The sequence below is a fragment of the Gordonia crocea genome (assembly GCF_009932435.1).
Lineage (GTDB): Bacteria > Actinomycetota > Actinomycetes > Mycobacteriales > Mycobacteriaceae > Gordonia > Gordonia crocea.
On the sequence record NZ_BJOU01000001.1, the window covers coordinates 2,404,747 to 2,421,679 of the forward strand.

Sequence of the window (16,933 nt, forward strand, 5' to 3'; positions counted from 1 at the left end):
TTGGCATTGTGGCGAAAAACGTTGCGCCCGTTGCGACCTACCGCGTCCAACTGAGCCCTGACTTCGGCTTCGCCGAGCTGCGTCGCGTGCTCAAGCCCATCGTGGCCCTCGGCGTGAGCCATCTGTACCTCTCGCCGATCCTCGCCGCCATGCCGGGATCGACGCACGGATACGACTGGGCCCCGCCCGCCCGGATCAACCCCGAACTCGGCGGCTTCGACGAATTCGCCCGGCTCCGCGCGTCGGCGGCCAGGCGCGGCCTCGGTCTGATCCTCGACATCGTCCCGCACCACGTCGGCATCGCCGACCCGGCCTCGAATCCGTGGTGGGCCGACATTCTGCGCCACGGACTCGACTCCCCCTACGCCTCCTGGTTCGACCTGCTCCCCACCCCCGACGGGATCATCGAGCTACCGGTGCTCGGTGCGGACGGCATCGAGGCGGTGCGCCTCGACGACGACGGCAACCTCGTCTACCACGACCGCGTCTTTCCCACCGCGGACGGCACCGCCGGGCCCGGCGCCACCGCCGCCGAGGTCGCCGACCGGCAGCACTACCGCCTGGTCCCCCACGCGAGCGGGCGCTACGGGTACCGCCGCTTCACCGATGTCACCGACCTCGCGGCGCTGCGGCTCGACGTCGCCGAGGTGTACGACGCCACCCACGGCTGGTTGCGCGACCTCGTCGCCGACGACCTGGTCGACGGGGTGCGCGTGGACAACCTGGACGGCATCGCCTATCCCGCCGACTACCTGCGACGGCTGCGCACCGACCTCGGCCCCGACCGCCTCGTCTACGTCGAGAAGATGCTCGCCCCGCTCGAACGGCTCAGCCCCGACTTCGCCTGCGACGGGACCACCGGCTACGAGCAGCTGGCGGTTCTCGGCATGTCCTTCACCTCGCACGCCGGCCTGCGCGAGCTGTCCGAATTGTCGGAGATGACCACCGGCATCAACGGCGACGCCACCTGGACCCTGCTGGAGCAGCAGAAGCTCAAGCGCGATGCGTTGGCCCGCCACTATTCGGCCGAGCACGCCAGGATGGCGGTGACCCTCTCCGCCGCGATCGGCGAGGACGCGCCGGCCATCGCCGAGCTGTGCGACGCCACCGCCGAGATGATCGCACTGATGCCCGTCACCCGCCCCGACCACCACCTCGAGTCCGGACTGATCCGCGAGATCGGCGATGTGGTCGCCGACGGCAATCCGCTTATGCGCGAGTCGATTCCATTGGTCCTCGACGCTTTCGAGGCCACCCCGGCGGCCGCCGCCCAACTGGGCCAACTCTGCGCCTCGGTGTACACCACCGCCGTGGAGAACACCTTGTTCTACCGGAATCCGCGGCTGGTCTCGCTCAACGAGTTGGGCTGCCAGGCGTGGCTCGGACTACCGAGCCTGACGCGGTTCCATGCCGCCAATGCCGAGCGGGCCGCGCGCCACCCCCTGGCGCTGACCGCCGTGACGACGCACGACACCAAGCGCAGCGAGGACGTGCGCCGCCGAATCAGCATGCTGTCGCAGGTGCCCCAGCGCTGGGCGCTGGCCGTCGCACAGATCACCCGGTCGGCCCCGTTCCCCGAACCCGTGATCGGCATGTTCGTGCTGCAGAACATCTTTGGCGCCTGGCCGGTCGACGACGAGGGTGCCGTCGCCCCCGACGAGCAGTGGCGCGAACGGATGCGCGGCTACGCGGTCAAAGCGGTCCGCGAGTCCGGACAGGACTCGTCGTGGTCGGACCCGGACGCGGCCTTCGAAGCGCGGTTGACCGAGTGGGTCGACACCGTCACCGGCCCCGACGTCAGCTCCCCCCTCGTCGAGCTGGTCGACCTGACCTTCGACGCGTGGCGCGACGACGCCACCGCGCACAAGGTGGTCAGTCTGTTGTGCCCGGGCGTCGGCGACATCTACCAGGGCACCCAGTGGTGGACCGACTCGCTGACCGACCCGGACAACCGCCGGCCCGTCGACTACGAGCAGAGCCTCAACCACCCCAAGGCCCGGGCCATCATCCATGCCCTGTCGGTTCGGCGGCGCCACCCCGATGCCTTCGGCCCCGGGTCGGCCTATTTCCCGCTGACCGCGCAGCGCGACGGGGTCGAACGGATACTGGCCTTCGGGCGAGGGCCGTCGGCCGACGCCGACCCGCGCGTCATCGTCGTATGCGCGCGCTTCACCTACAGCTTCACCGAGCAGCTCCAGCAGAGCACCAGCCTCCCGCTTCCACCGGGGACGTGGCACGACCGTCTCGCCCACCGCCGATTCACCGGCGAGGCGGCGGTCGACGCCTTGCTCGACGGCCAGGCTTTCGCGGTTCTCGAGCGCCGCTGACGAGCCGCTAGTTCGGCGCGGGTGCCGGCGCGGGGGCGCCCGGAGTGCCGGGCTGGGGATTCACGCCGGTGGGACTGAAGTCGCCGACGCCCTTGGACTCCGAGACCAGCCACTTGCCGTCTTCGCGCCTCAAGTGCAGGCGAAGCGCCACCGTGCGCTTCTGCGGAGTCGGCGAGAGGTTCGACGTGCCGGTCGCGGTCACGATCATCAGCGTCGTGGCCTCGTCACCGCTGATGCTCTCCACGGCCGCGGAGTCGACCTTTGCGGTGGCCTTGATGCCCTCGGACCGCATCGCCTTGGTCGCCTCGGATCGGTCCTGGCTCAGTTCGTCGCGCATCTTCCCGGTGACGAGCGGCCCTTGGGCGTCCTTGGCCTGGTCGACCTTGTCCGAGCTGGTGTATTCGATGCTCGTCACGATGAAGCGGCTGGCCGCGGCCTTCACCTCGTCGAAGGCCCGCAGCTTCTGATTCGCCGAATGCCACTGCCACCCGCAGAACGCCAGGGCGGCCACGACGACCACGGCTCCGAGCGCCAACGCCGCCTTGCGCAGGCTCGCGGCATTGACGGTGACCGAGAAGGTCTTTCCGCCGTCGGACGCGCGGGCGGCCGCCTTGACGGCACCGGAGGAGTCTTCCGCATCGCTGCCACCGTCGGAGTCCTCCGACACCGGGCCACCAGCGCCGGAGTCACCGTCGCCCGAGGTATCCCGGGCCGGCGCGGACTTCTTCGCCAGGGAAGGCGGCTCCGTGCGCGCCTTGCGCTTCACCGTCGACAGATCATCCGACTCGGTGACCTCGTCGTCACGGTCATCATCGGGCTGGGCAGACTTCGCCATTCATCCTTCTTCAAGTCGTCGAACAACCGCGAGACCTAGCGGTCGAGCGGCACGGTTCGCGCGTTCGGATCGAAATTCGGCGGCGGACCGGCCGTGTCGTCCCCGGGGGGACGCGGCGCATTGGCAGAGCCGCGGATCTGCAGATCCGGATTCTCGGTGACACAGTACAGGTTCAACGGGATCGTCAGTTCCTGGATCTTCGTCGGCCGGGTCGGCGTCACCGGGTAGGTGCACGACGGGCGCGGGAACAGCGAGCCCATGGTCCACCACGCGCCGTGGTGGAACATCGCCATCGACTTGCCACTCGCATCGCGGATGGCCGGCAGCAGGGCGGCGATCGCCGGCGCGCGCAGCGAACCCTGGCGGGCCACCTCGCGGAACTGCTTGAGGACCTCGGTGACCGGGTCGCGGATCTCGTTGAGCGAGCCGGTCAGGCTGCTGACCTGGTTCGCACCGTTGCCCAGCAGGGTCCGCAACTCCTTGTCCGCGGCCATCGCGGAGTTGATGATCGAGCTGCCACCCGACACCAACCGCTGCAGGTCCGGCTGGATCCCGCTGGTCGTGTTAAGGATCTCGCCGATGTTGCCGATCAGGTTCTGCGTCTGCGGCAACACCTTGTAGAGGTCGGCGAAGATCGTGCCGGCCGAGTCGAGCAGGACCCGCAGGTCGTTGCCGTCGCGCCCGCGGCCCAACGCGATGTCGAGTTGCTCCACGGTCGAGGCGAGGCGCTTCGGGTCGATCTGCTTGACCACGTCGAGCGTCGTCTCCAGCATCTTCGGGAACGGCACCGCGTAGGACGTCTGACGGCTGTCGATGCGATCGCCGTTGCGCAGGTACGGCCCCTCGGAGGTCGGCGGCCGGAAGTCGACGAACTGCTCGCCGACCGCAGACAGCCCACTGGCGCGCACCAGCGTGTTCCGGTTGATCTTCACCCTGCCGTCGATGCGGACCTTCACCTCGACGTCGTCGGGGTGGACCTGGATGTTCTCGATGGCACCGATGCGGGCACCGCGCAGGTTGACGTCGGAGGTGGTCTGGATTCCGCCGGAGTTCTTGAAGGCGATCGTCAACGAGTAAGTGTCGTTGAACGGCCGCCAACCCAGCGAACCGAAGCTCAGGTACGCGAGACCGACCAGCATGACGAGCACCAACGCGACGTTGCCGACGAGAACCGAGTGCTTCTTACCCCAGGCGATCATCCGCAGCACCCCTTCGTCCCGGTGAGCATGGCGAGCAGGCGGGTCAGCGTCTGCTGCAGCGCCTTGGAGCCCATGTCCAGGTCCTTCAGCTCGGGGAACCGCGACGCCGCGTCGAATCCCGTGCCCGGCGTCAGGTAGTAGACGCGGGTGGCGACCGAGGCCGCCGAGGTCTTGGTCGACTTGGCCCACTTCGGCAACAGCAGGTGCAGGTTGTCCACGAGCGGCCCGAGGGTGTTGGTCGCCTCGTTCAGCCCCGCCAGCGCCACCGACAGCGAACTCACCAGGTCGATGGCGTTCTGCTGGTTGGTGTTGAGGAAGTCGGTCGTGGCGGCGGTGACCTTGTGGGTCTTCTCCATCGTCGCCAGGATCATCGACATCTGGCTGTTGACGGCATTGACCGCCGCCGGCAGTTTGGCGATCGCGGCCTGCAACTGCGGACGGCCGTTCGCGATCTTCGCGGTGAGGCTGCTGGTCAGCAGCATCGACTTGTCGACCTGATCGGCCGTCGAGTTCAACCGGGTGATCGCGGTGGTGAAGCCGCGGATCACGCCCACCAGGTCGTTGTGGTCGGCCGGCGTGGTGCCGACTGCCGCGGACAATTCGGTGATGATGGTCTGCAGCGAGCCCAGCGACCCGCCGTCGACGGCGGCGGCCGCGGTGACCAGCAGGTCCTCCACCGTCGCGGCGGCGCCGGTCGGACCGGTCAGGTCGCCGCCGTCGGCGACCGGCGCTCCCCCGCTGCCGTCAGTCGGCGGCTGCAATGCGACGAACACGTCGCCCAGCGGTGTGGCCTGGCGCAATTCGGCGCCGGTGCCGACCGGGATGTTGGCGGCCTTGCTCACGGCCATCGTCACCACCGCCCGGTAGTCCTTGGCCTCGATCTTCTCCACCACGCCCACGTCGGTGCCGCGCAGCTTCACCTTCGCCCGGGACGGCAGGTTCAGCGCGTTGTCGAACGAGGTGCGCACGGTGATGGAATCACCGATGCCGCCGGGAACCGGGAGCGGGATCTGCTCGACCGTCAGACCGGGGAGCTTGCTGCACCCGGACAGCGTCAGCATGGCGGTGACACCGACGATCAGCGCCGCGCGTGTGCGTCTGCGGGTTGCCATCAGCGCCCACCCCCGAGCTTTTGCAGGATTGCCGAGAAGATGCCCATATCCGGTCCGAAATCCTTCAACTGTCCGGTGCGGCAGCCGTTCTTCTGCAGGTTGATCGATTCGCAGAACCGGTTCAACATCTGCGTCTCCAGCAGCGACTTGTCCAGAAAAACCCCGGCGCGCCACGCCCCCTGCTCTTCCGACACCGAATTCGACAGGTTCTGGAACAGCAGCGGACCCAGGTCGATGGCCTCGACCACCTGCCGGGAGTAGTCACCGAGGTTCTCTGCCAGCGCGGCCAGCTTCGCGGTCGACACCCCGATGGTGCCGGAGTTGTTGGCGAGGAACTCGGTCGTGTTGCGCAGCATCACGTTGAGGTCGCTCATCGCGGCGAGCAATCCCGGGGATTGCCGGTCCAGCGTCGCGGCCACGTCGGTCACCGCCGACGAGAAGGAGCGCATCTTCGGGTAGTTCGCAACCAGCTTCGAGGTCAGGTCGTTGATCATCTTGATGACCTCGACCAGGGTGTCGCCGTTGTCGGCGGCGAGCTTTCCGGCCTGGCTCATCTTGGTCACCGCTTCGGCGAAGCGCTGACCGTTCTGATCGGTGATCCCGTCGGCCAGTCCGAGGAAGTCCGCCAGCGGCCCCTTGCCCTTGCTGTCGCCGGCCAGCGAATGCATCAGCTTGTCGACCGAGTCGAACAGATCGGCGATCTCCACCGGCGCCTTCGTGTGCGCGACGGTGTCGCCGTTGGTCAGCTTGTCGCCCTCGGCGTACACCGGGGACAGCTCGATGTGGCGCGTGGTGACGATCGAGGTGTTGACGATGGCCGCCGTGGCGTCCTTCGGGATCGGCACCGACTTGTCGACGGTGAAGCGGACCTTCACCCGACGGCCCTCCGGCGAGATGTCGGTGATCCGCCCGACCGGCATGCCCAGCACCGCCACGTCGTTGCCCCGGTACAGGCCGGCCACGCTGTCGAAGTACGCGGTGATCTCGATGGAGCGCCCCAGCGCGTTGTTCACCGAATTCGGCAGCATCGAGCACGACGAGGTGCCCACCACCGCGGCCACGGCCACGGCCGTCCCCGCGGTGATCCGCGCCAGTCGCGTCGAGCCGCGCCCGCCCATCGCGGTCAGCATCCGTCCACCACCCGGGCCGTGCACAGCCAGTTGTCGGGGAACAGCCCCCACGGCAGGTAACCGTTCGCATACGGCCCGTCGGCCATGATGTTCACCGTCGCCCTCGCCGTGATCGGCAGGATCTCCAACAGCTTGCGGAGGTTGGCGCGGTTCTTCTCCAGGCCCTGCGAGATGGTCTGAATGTTGGCGAGCATCGGCGCGAACTGCCCGGCGTTCTGGGCCCCGATCGCCTGTGCGTGGCGGGTGAGTGCGGCCAAGCCGTCGAGCAGCCTGGTGACCAGTGCCTCACGCGTCGAGATCTTGGTCGCCAACTGCTGCCCCTGTCCGATGATCATCGCGAGCTGGACCTGGCTGTCGTCGACCACCGCGGTCACCGTCTTGGTGTCCTTGATCAGCTGGTTCAGCTGGTCCTTGCGGCTGGTGATCACCTCCGACATGCGGGCGAGGCCGTCGATGGCGGGTCGGGCCAGCGCCGGCGTGCCGGCGAGCTGCCGGTTCAACTGGGTCAGACTGTTCGTCAGGTCGTTCGGGTTGATACCGGCGAGAATCGGCGTGCCGGCCTCAATCGTCTTCTGCAAGTCGTAGGGCACCCGGGTGTTGGCGATGCCGAACCGGTTGTCCTCGAGCTTGTCCGGCGCATCGCCGAGGACGACGTCGACATAGCGCTGGCCCAGCAGCGTGGACATCTTGATCTCGGCGGTGCCGTTGGACCGGACGTCGACCTTGCGGTCGATCTTCATCGACACCTTGACGTGGTCGCGCGCCAGTTTGGTACCGGTCACCTCGCCGACGTCGATGCCGGCGACCCGGACCTTGTCGCCGGGCCGGATGCCGCCCGCCTGGGCGAAATCGGCGTCGAAGCCCCGCTTGCCGATGTTGGCACCGGCCAACACGAACACGGCCACCAGGATCAGCACCAGGACCAGCGCGCCGATCACCCCGGTCACCAGCTGCGGCTTCTCCCGGTACATGGATTTCACGTTCATCGGCATGCCTCCGAGTGAGCCGTGCCACCGATCTTGTTCATGATCCCCGGGGGGAGCAGGACATCGCCGAAGGAGACGTCGAGATCGCAGGCGTAGATGTTGAGGTGGGCGCCCTGTCCAATGACCATCGGGAAGTGGCCGAGGAAGACCGGGACCTCGACGGCAGCGCGGTCGAGTTTGGCGCCGATCTTGATCAGGCGGTTCGTGGCCCGGGTGGCGTCACGGCCCGCGCTGTCCAGCGAACTCTGCGTCTGACCGAGGATGGCGCCGAAGCCGGCGGCGGTGCGCCCGACTTCGTCGACCACGCGGCCGAACGCCGCGGAGTTGCCGTTGAGGCTCGCCACGAGGTCGCCGGTCCCCTTCACCAAGTCGCTCATCTGGCTGCCCTGCCGGGCGAGGTCGCGCAACACCCCGGACAGGTGGGTGACGATCGAACCGATCACCTGGTCGCGGTTGGCCATGTCGTTGGCGAGGGTGCTGATCTGCGCCACGGTGGTGGTCAGCGAGACCTTGTCACCCTGGAAGACCGCGATCAACCCCTCGGACAGTCCGTTGATCTGCTCGGAGGTCAGCGTGTCGAACAGCGGTTGGAAGCCGGCCAGCAACCGCGTCACGTCGAAGGAGTCCTCCGACGGCTGCTGCAGCCGCGACCCCTTGTCCAGCGGTGTGCGGGGCGCACCGTCGACGAGACTCAACTGGATGTATCGCTGACCGATCAGGTTCTGGTAGCGGATCGCGGCCTTGGTGGCCGTGTAAACCTGCTGGGAGGTGTCGACGGTGAAGTCCACCCGCGCCTTGCCGTTCTCCAACTCGACCGCACCGACGCGGCCGACGCGGACGCCGGCCATGCGGACGTCGTCACCGTCGGCCAACCCCGAGGCGTCGTTGAATACCGCGGTGTAGGTGTGGGTGTGTCGTGGACCGGTGCGCATCAGGGTCGACCAAATCGTGTAGGTCAACAACAGCGCGACGATCGCGAACAGGGAGAAGCCGATCAGCGGCTTGCGGATGCTCATCGTCCTCCTTCCGATCGGTTCTGGGAGTCAGGCTGGTTCCGGCCCGGTGCCTGGTGGGGCGCCTTGCGCTGCGCGGGGGTGCGTTGGGCCGGCTTGCGATCCGGCTTGACGCGGGTGGAGGCGACGAGCGGCCCCAGCATCAGGATCTCTGCGGGCGACGGGGCGCGGCCCAGCATCCGGGTCAGCGTTCCCACGTCGGCACCCGTCGACACCGCACCCGCCGCCATGCGGCGCATGCTCGGCGGATAGACCAACAGCGGGCCGGAACTGGTGGGGCCGGTCCCGGTCCCCGGTCCGACACACCCCGGGCCGCGCAGCTGGCCGTACTTGCCACCGTTGTAGACCGGGCAGTTCTGCCGCGTGTACAGCATGAACGCGCCGAAGCTGATTCCCAGGTTCAACCGTGCGTGGCCGTTGACGCCGGTGAACACCGTCTGCACCCGTGCCGCCAGGCGGTTCAGCGCGACGATCGCTTCGGGCAGCGCCCGGGGTTCGAGGACTGCTGCACCCACGACGCGGCTCAGGTCGTGGACCAGGTGCTTGCCGGTGTCGCCGTTCGCGGCGAACAGGGCCTGCGCCTCGTCGGTCACGCCCTGGGCGGCGGAGAGCAGTGCGGCGATGTTGCGCTGGTTCTCCGCGATCGTCGCGGCGGGGACCACGCTCTTGCCGAGGGCGTCGAAGAGTTGCGGCGCCGACCGGGACAGGCCGGTCACGGTCGCGTTGAAGTCGTCGAATCCGGGCGGTGCGCCGGCCGGGAACATCGCGTTGAGCTGCTCGAAGTACTCGCGCAGGGATTCGGAGAACATCGCGAAGGTGGTACCGCCGCCGCGCATCGCGTCGGCGATTGTGCCCAGCACCGCCGACAACTGCTCCGGCGGAACCGCGCGCATGATGTCGCGCAACTGGTTCTGCGCGTCCTGCAGGGCGAGGGTGGCCTTGCTGGTGTCGGCCATGATCTGCGTCCCGGCGACCATCTTGGTCGGGGCGGTCCCACTCGGCGGCGGGATCAGCTCGACGGAGTTGACGCCGAACAGGTTGGACGGCACGGTCCGCGCGGTGACGTTGCCCGGCACGCCGTTGGCCTGCTGGGGGTCGAGGTCGATGCGCACGAGGCGCGCCTCGGCGTCGGTACCCGCGTCCGCGACGTCGACCGAACTGACCTGGCCGACGATGAGCCCGTTGTACCGGACATCCGCGGCGTTGATCAGACCGTCGCCGACGTCGCGGAGCTTGGCCGTGACCGCGACCGTCCGGTCGAAGAAGCCCGTGTAGCGCAGGCCCAGCACGGTGAAGATGAGCGCGAGTGCCACCAGGAAGGCCACGCCGCGCAGGACATAGCTCGTCAGGGAGGGGTTGCGCCCGGAAGTGTCGATGAATGGCATGGTCTACCCCGAAATCCTGATGCCGGCCGACGTGCCCCAGAACACCAGGGTCATGATCAGGTTCGCGAACACGATGACGATGATCGCCAGCCGGATGGCGTGTCCGGCCGCCACCCCGACGCCTTCGGGACCGCCGCTGGCGAAGTACCCGTAATAGCACTGGATGAAGGTCGTCAGCAGCACGAACACCACGACCTTGAGGAACGACTTCACCATGTCCCCGGACAGCAGGAACTGCTGGAAGTAGTACAGGTAGGTGCCGTCGCCCTGGCCGCTCTGCACGCGGAACATCATCTGTGCGGCGAGGTAGTTGGCCGACAGGGCCACCGCGTACAGCGGCACGATCGACAGGACCGCGGCGAGCATTCGGGTGGTGACCAGGTAGGGCATCGGGCGGATCGCGATCGACTCGAGTGCGTCGATCTCCTCACTGATCCGCATCGAACCCAACTGCGCGGTGAACCGGCAACCGGCCTGGGCGGTGAATGCCGTCGCCGCGAGCAGCGGTGCGATCTCGCGGGTCGTCGCGAACGAGGAGATGGCGCCGACCACCGGGTCCATGCCCAGCAGGTGCAGGGCCGTGTAGCCCTCGATACCGACGGTGGCGCCGCCCATGATGCCCAGGATGATCATGACGCCGACGGTGCCGCCGCCGACGACGATCGCGCCGTTGCCCCAGGCGATGTCGGCGAGGAGCCGCCACACCTCTTTGGAGTAGTGCTTGAACGTCAGCGGCACCGCCCCGAGGGACTTGAGCAGGAAGGTGAGTTGGTGGCCCATTCGGGCCAACACGTCGCGCGGGCCGCGGTAGGCGCCCTTGGCGATCTCGACCGGCCGAAGGGCCGGCGGGGTATACCGGGATGCGGTCACGTCACACCACCTTCGCCGGGATGATGAGCGCGAAGATCTGGGTCAGCGCGACGTTGACGGTGAACAGCAGGATCACCGAGTTGACGACTGCGGCGTTCACCGAGTTCGCCACGCCGGCCGGACCACCGCTGGTGGTCAACCCGCGGTCACACGCGACGATCGCCACGATCGCACCGAAGATCACCGCTTTGATCAGCGAGAACCAGAGGTCGGCCGGTCCCGCGAACGAGGCAAAGGTGCCGGTGTAGGAACCCGGCGTCCCCCCTTGCATATAGACGTTGAACACGTATCCGGTGATGAAGCCGACGAAGCAGACGAACCCGCAGAGCAGGAAGCTCACCACCATCGTGGCGAGCAGCCGCGGCGAGATGAGGCGCTGGATCGGGTTGACGCCCATCACCTTCATCGCGTCGATCTCGTCGCGGATGGTGCGCGAACCGAGGTCGGCGGCGATGGCCGAGCCGATCGCACCCGCCATGATCAGCGCGGTGACCAGTGGGGCGCCCTGGCGGATCACGCCGAGGCCGGTCGCGGCGCCGGAGAAGGCATTCGCGCCGATCTGGCCGGCGATGTTGGACACCTGGATCGACACGATCACGCCGATCGGAATGGCGACGAGCAGGGTGGGGATCACCGAGGTGCTGGCCATGAAGGCGCACTGGCGGATGAACTCCCCGAACGGGAACTGGCGTTTGGCGATGTCGGTGAACAGGGTGCGGAAGACCTCGACGAACATGCCCAGTTGGCGACCGAAGGTGTCGAACGAGGCAACGATGTGCCCGTCCCACCACTTCCGCACCGACGAGGCACGCGCTGGTTTGGGCGCCGCTCCCGTTTCCGGAGTACTTGTGACCACTCCCCTGCCTTCGCTGGTCCGTTGCGCACCCATCTCCCCGGTGCAGCTGTCGGCCGATTTCACCCCGTCAAGCTCGGGATGCCCCACGACTCGTGAGTAATATACCGTGACCGGTCACCGACATTGCGATTTGGGTCACATGACCACCCCGTGTCAGGTTTCGGTCACGTCAAATAGCGGTACTCCGGCGAGTCCGGATCGAGCCGCTGGCAGCGCAGACGCGACTTCGCCATCCGCTCGACCAGCGGTCCGAGCCCCTCGGGGGCGCCGAGCTCGACGCCGACGAGGGCCGCCCCGATTTCCCGGTTGTTGCGCTTCACGTACTCGAACAGGGTGATGTCGTCGTCGGGGCCGAGGACCTCGTCGAGGAATCGGCGCAGCGCGCCCGGTTCTTGGGGGAAGTCGACGAGGAAGTAATGCTTGAGGCCGCGGTGGACCAGTGACCGCTCGATGATCTCGCCGTAGCGAGAGACGTCGTTGTTCCCGCCCGACACCAACACGACGACCGTCGACGACTCGGTCAGCCCGGAACCGGCGAAGTCCAGGTCCGCCAGCGCGGTGGCGGCCAACGCCCCGGCGGGCTCGGCGATGAGCCCCTCGTTCTGGTAGAGCTCCAGCATCGTCGAGCAGATGGCGCCCTCGTCGACCTGGGTGATCCGCACCTCGCCGGCGGCCAGTGGGGCGTCGTGGCCGACGACGCGCTCCCGATCACCGGTCAATCCGCGGTACGCCTCGAGGTCCGGGTGGGCGACGACCGTCGGCGAGGTGGCGGCGATGGCCGCGTGCACCATCGCACCGGTCCGCCGCACCGCGGCGCCGTCGACGAAGGAATCGATTTCGGGAAGGGTGACCGGCTCCCCGGCCAGCAGGGCTGCGGCCAGGCACGGCGCGCCGCTCGGCTCGACGCCCAGGATGCGGGTTGACGGGTCGGTGGCGCGCAGGTAGGTCAGGACGCCGGTGAGGCACCCGCCACCGCCGACCGGAACGACCATCAGGTCCGGCGCGGCCCCCATCTGGTCGATGATCTCGCGGGCGATCGTGCCCTGGCCCGCGGCCGTGCGCGGATCGTCGAACGCGTGGATCCACACCGCGCCGGAGGAGGCGACATCCTCGCGGGCGGCCGCCGCCGCCGCGTCGTAGGTGTCGCCGGCCCGGACCAGTTCGACGAAGTCGCCGCCGTGCCACTCGATGCGGTCGCACTTCTGCTTGGGCGTGGTGGTGGGGACGTAGATGCGCCCGCGCACGCCCATGGTGCGGCATGCGAAGGCCACCCCCTGGGCGTGGTTGCCGGCGCTGGCGGCGACCACCCCGCGCGACAGGTCGGCCCGGCTCAACTGAGCCATCACGTTGTAGGCGCCCCGGATCTTGTACGAGCGGACCGGTTGGAGGTCCTCGCGCTTGAGGTACACCTGCACGCCATACCGGGCAGACAGCCGCGGACAGTACTCCAGCGGCGTGACGATCGCCGCGCCGTCGATCCGCTCGGCGGCCGCGGCGATATCGGCGACCGTGGGCAGCACCGGCCCCTCCGGGGCGGTGGTCGGCTGGTCGGCGGGCTGGTCGGCGGGGGCGTCGGTCACGACGCCCATCGTCTCACGCCCCGAGACACGAGGGTCCCAGCAGTGCCTTGAGATCGCCCATCAAGGCCGACGACGGGGTGACCCGCAGCGACTCGTTGAGGCGCAGCACCGTGGACCGGTTCTCGCTGACGAGGGTGACGTGGACGTCCGACGGCCCCGGATGCCGGCTGAGGACCTGTTTGAGGTCGGTGACCCGGTCGGGGGTGCACAGCCGGGCACTGATCGTGAGGGCCACCGGCTTGGCGGCACCCACCGCGGACAGGTCGGGCACGGCCAGGTCGTTGGCCGCGATCATCAGCCCGTCGTCGCGGCGGCGGACCTGGGCGCGCACCAGCACGATGTTGTCCTGGGCGATGTCCATGCCGAAGGCCGAGTACGCCCGCGGGAAGAAGTAGACCTCCACCCCACCGACGAGGTCCTCGATCGTGACCGCGGCCCACGACTCGCCCTTCTTGTTCACACGGCGGTTGACGCTGGAGATGATGCCGCCGATGGTGATTTGCGCGCCGTCGGCCACCTCGCCCTCGAGCAGGCTGGTGATCGACGTGTCGGTCTCCGCGGCGATGGCGTGTTCGACGCCGGCCAGCGGGTGGCCGGAGACGTACAGCCCGAGCATCTCGCGTTCCAGCGCGAGCTTGTGCTTGGACTCCCACTCTTCGTCGGGCACCTTGACCGCGAACACCTCGGCGGCCGAGTCGTCGCCGCCGAGATCCCCGAACAGGTCGAACTGGCCCATCGCCTCGGCCTTCTTGGTGCCCAGCACCGAGTCGACCGCGTCGGCGTGCACGAGGAACAGCCCCTTGCGAGGATGGTCGAGCGAGTCGAAGGCCCCGGCTTTGACCAGCGACTCGGTGACCTTCTTGTTGCAGGCACCGACGTCGATCTTCGCCAGGTAGTCGGAGAAGTTGGTGAACTTCCCCTTTGCCGTGCGCGAGGCGATGATCGAGTCGACCACCCCGGCGCCGACGTTGCGGATCGCCGCCAGCCCGAATCGGATATCGGTGCCGACCGCGGCGAAGTTCGGCTGTGACTCGTTGACGTCGGGCGGCAGGACGGTGATCCCGAGCTTGCGGCAGTCGGCGAGGTAGATCGCCGACTTGTCCTTGTCGTCGCCGACCGAGGTGAGCAGGCCGGCCATGTATTCCGCGGGGTAGTTCGCCTTGAGGTAGGCCGTCCAATAGGACACGAGGCCGTAGGCGGCGGCATGCGACTTGTTGAACGCGTAGCCGGCGAACGGCAGCACGGTGTCCCACAGGGCCTTGATCGCGGCCGAGGAGAACCCGTTGCCGGTCATCCCCGCGGCGAATCCGTCGTAGGCCTCGTCGAGGACTTCCTTCTTCTTCTTACCCATGGCGCGGCGCAGGTTGTCGGCCTGACCCATCGTGTACCCGGCCACCTTCTGGGCGATCTGCATGATCTGCTCTTGGTAGACGATCAGGCCGAAGGTCTCCGCGAGGATCTCCCGCAACGGTTCCTCGAGCTCGGGGTGGATGGGCTTGACGTCCTGGCGGGCGTTCTTGCGGTCGGCGTAGTCGTTGTGGGCGTTCATACCCATCGGCCCGGGCCGGTAGAGGGCGCCGACGGCGATGATGTCCTCGAAAACCGTGGGGCGCAGACGGCGCAGCAGGTCGCGCATCGGCCCGCCGTCGAGCTGGAACACGCCGAGGGTCTGTCCGCGGGACAGCAGGTCGAACGTGGCCGGGTCGTCGAGCGGCAGGGAGTCCATGTCCAGGTCGATGCCCCGGTTGAGCTTGATGTTCTCCAAGGCGTCGTTGATGACCGTCAGGTTGCGCAGACCGAGGAAGTCCATCTTCAGCAGGCCGATGGCCTCGCACGACGGGTAGTCCCAGCCGGTGATGATGGCGCCGTCCTGGGCCCGCTTCCACACCGGGATGGCGTCGGTGAGCGGATCCTTCGACATGATGACGGCACAGGCGTGCACGCCCGCGTTGCGGATCAGCCCTTCCAGGCCCAGCGCCGTCTCGTAGATCTTCTTGACGTCGGGGTCGGTCTCGATGAGTGCGCGCACCTCGGCGGCCTCGCCGAACCGCTCGTGGTCGGGGTCGGTGATTCCCGACACCGAGATGTCCTTGGCCATGATCGGCGGCGGCAGCGCCTTGGTGATCCGGTCGGCGATGGCGAACCCGGGCTGGCCGAACTGGACGCGCGCGGAGTCCTTGAGCGCCGCCTTGGTCTTAATGGTGCCGAACGTGATGACCTGGGCGACCTTGTCCTCGCCCCACTTGTCCGACGCGTACCGCACCATTTCACCGCGGCGCCGATCGTCGAAGTCGATATCGATATCGGGCATCGACACGCGCTCGGGGTTGAGGAACCGCTCGAACAGCAGGCCGTACGGCAGCGGGTCGATGTTGGTGATGCCCAGGGCCCACGCCACGATCGATCCCGCCGCCGATCCACGGCCCGGGCCCACGCGGATCCCCACCTCGTGGGCGTGGGCGATGAGGTCGCCGACCACCAGGAAGTAGGCGGGGAAACCCATTTGGATGATGACGTCGAGTTCGTGGTTGGCCCGCTCGAGGTACTCGGTGGGCACGTCGCCGCCGGGGAACCGCCGCTGCGAGAGCCCGGTGAGGACCTCCTTGCGCAGGAAGGTCGCCTCGCTCTCGCCCTCCGGCACCGGGAACACCGGCATCCGGTCGCGGTGGGTGAACACGTCGGCGTACGACTCGACCCGCTCGGCGATCTCCAGGGTGGAGTCACAGGCCCCGGGCACCTGCGAATCCCACAGTTCGCGCATCTCGCGGGCCGACTTCAGGAAGTAGCCGTCGCCGTCGAACTTGAACCGGGTCGGATCCGAGAGCGTCTTACCGGTCTGCACGCACAGCAGTGCCTCGTGCGCGCCGGCGTCGGCCTGGGTGACGTAGTGGCAGTCGTTGGTGGCCAGCGGCTTGATCCCGAGCTGTCGCCCGATGTCGAGGAGTCCGGCGCGCACCCGGCTCTCGATCTCGATGCCGTGCTCCATCAACTCCAGGTAGAAGTTGTCCGGGCCGAAGATGTCGCGCCACTTGGCGGCGGCCTCCAGCGCCTCGCGCTCCTGCCCGAGGCGCAGCCGGGTCTGCACCTCGCCCGACGGACACCCCGTCGTGGCGATGATGCCCGCCGAGTACTCGGCGATGAGATCGGCGTCCATGCGGGCCCACTTGCCCAGCTGCCCCTCGATCGAGGCCAGCGACGACAGCTTGAACAGGTTGCGCAGCCCGGTCGCGTTCGCCGCCACCATCGTCATGTGGGTGTAGGCGCCGCTGCCGGCCACGTCGTCGGAACGCTGGTCCCGGGTCCCCCACTGGACGCGCTTGGTGGAGAAGCGCGACTCGGGCGCGATATAGGCCTCGATCCCGATGATCGGCTTGATCTCGTTGCGGACCGCGACGTTGTAGAACTCGCTGGCGCCGAACATGTTGCCGTGGTCGGTCATCCCGATCGCATCCATCCCCAGGCGCTTGGCCTCGGCGAACAGCGGGCCGACCTTCGCCGCACCGTCGAGCATCGAGTACTCGGTGTGGTTGTGCAGGTGGACGAAGGATCCGGAGTCGGTCACGGCGTCCACTTTAGGACGAGGGTCCGACACCGGGCGGCATTGACACCGGTGCCCACGCCAGGTCGTGACGCGTGAGAC

Annotated in this window: 12 protein-coding genes; 1 reads left to right on the forward strand and 11 read right to left on the reverse strand. The window is 68.1% G+C overall.

Annotated elements, in window-relative coordinates; genetic code table 11:
* Nucleotides 1-8 precede the first annotated feature (8 nt).
* Complete coding sequence (gene treY, locus nbrcactino_RS11380; protein ID WP_161927455.1) at nucleotides 9-2,327, forward strand: malto-oligosyltrehalose synthase; 2,319 nt, start codon at nucleotides 9-11, stop codon at nucleotides 2,325-2,327.
* Between the two features lie 7 nt (nucleotides 2,328-2,334).
* On the opposite strand, the gene nbrcactino_RS11385 is transcribed toward treY, so the two are convergent.
* The 11 genes from nbrcactino_RS11385 to dnaE all read right to left on the reverse strand — a co-directional run bounded on the left by nbrcactino_RS11385 (nucleotide 2,335) and on the right by dnaE (nucleotide 16,855).
* Nucleotides 2,335-3,162 carry an Rv1363c family protein gene (locus nbrcactino_RS11385; protein ID WP_161927456.1) on the reverse strand — a complete coding sequence of 276 codons (828 nt, stop codon included), beginning with the start codon at nucleotides 3,160-3,162 and terminating at the stop codon, nucleotides 2,335-2,337.
* 35 nt (nucleotides 3,163-3,197) lie between these two features.
* Nucleotides 3,198-4,361: an MlaD family protein gene (locus tag nbrcactino_RS11390; protein WP_371864536.1), complete on the reverse strand. Its 1,164-nt coding sequence runs from the start codon at nucleotides 4,359-4,361 to the stop codon at nucleotides 3,198-3,200.
* Nucleotides 4,358-5,473, reverse strand: a complete 1,116-nt coding sequence (locus nbrcactino_RS11395) for an MlaD family protein (RefSeq protein WP_161927458.1) — start codon at nucleotides 5,471-5,473, stop codon at nucleotides 4,358-4,360. The genes nbrcactino_RS11390 and nbrcactino_RS11395 overlap by 4 nt, the downstream gene beginning before the upstream one ends.
* Nucleotides 5,473-6,603: an MCE family protein gene (locus nbrcactino_RS11400; protein ID WP_161927459.1), complete on the reverse strand. Its 1,131-nt coding sequence runs from the start codon at nucleotides 6,601-6,603 to the stop codon at nucleotides 5,473-5,475. Before nbrcactino_RS11400 ends, nbrcactino_RS11395 begins: the two co-directional genes overlap by 1 nt.
* Complete coding sequence (locus nbrcactino_RS11405; protein ID WP_371864538.1) at nucleotides 6,597-7,595, reverse strand: MCE family protein; 999 nt, start codon at nucleotides 7,593-7,595, stop codon at nucleotides 6,597-6,599. Before nbrcactino_RS11405 ends, nbrcactino_RS11400 begins: the two co-directional genes overlap by 7 nt.
* Complete coding sequence (locus nbrcactino_RS11410; protein ID WP_161927730.1) at nucleotides 7,586-8,620, reverse strand: MlaD family protein; 1,035 nt, start codon at nucleotides 8,618-8,620, stop codon at nucleotides 7,586-7,588. Before nbrcactino_RS11410 ends, nbrcactino_RS11405 begins: the two co-directional genes overlap by 10 nt.
* A complete protein-coding gene (locus nbrcactino_RS11415) occupies nucleotides 8,602-9,987 on the reverse strand; it encodes an MlaD family protein (protein ID WP_161927461.1) in 1,386 nt (461 codons plus the stop codon). The genes nbrcactino_RS11410 and nbrcactino_RS11415 overlap by 19 nt, the downstream gene beginning before the upstream one ends.
* A 3-nt stretch (nucleotides 9,988-9,990) precedes the next feature.
* Entirely contained in the window at nucleotides 9,991-10,857 is an 867-nt protein-coding gene (locus nbrcactino_RS11420) for an MlaE family ABC transporter permease (RefSeq protein ID WP_161927462.1), read from the reverse strand.
* Nucleotide 10,858: 1 nt separating this feature from the next.
* Nucleotides 10,859-11,746 (reverse strand): MlaE family ABC transporter permease, encoded by an 888-nt coding sequence (locus nbrcactino_RS11425; protein ID WP_161927731.1) that lies wholly within the window; start codon nucleotides 11,744-11,746, stop codon nucleotides 10,859-10,861.
* Nucleotides 11,747-11,877: 131 nt separating this feature from the next.
* Complete coding sequence (gene ilvA / locus nbrcactino_RS11430; protein ID WP_161927463.1) at nucleotides 11,878-13,302, reverse strand: threonine ammonia-lyase IlvA; 1,425 nt, start codon at nucleotides 13,300-13,302, stop codon at nucleotides 11,878-11,880.
* A gap of 4 nt (nucleotides 13,303-13,306) precedes the next feature.
* Nucleotides 13,307-16,855 carry a DNA polymerase III subunit alpha gene (gene dnaE, locus nbrcactino_RS11435; protein ID WP_161927464.1) on the reverse strand — a complete coding sequence of 1,183 codons (3,549 nt, stop codon included), beginning with the start codon at nucleotides 16,853-16,855 and terminating at the stop codon, nucleotides 13,307-13,309.
* Between the last annotated feature and the right edge of the window lie 78 nt (nucleotides 16,856-16,933).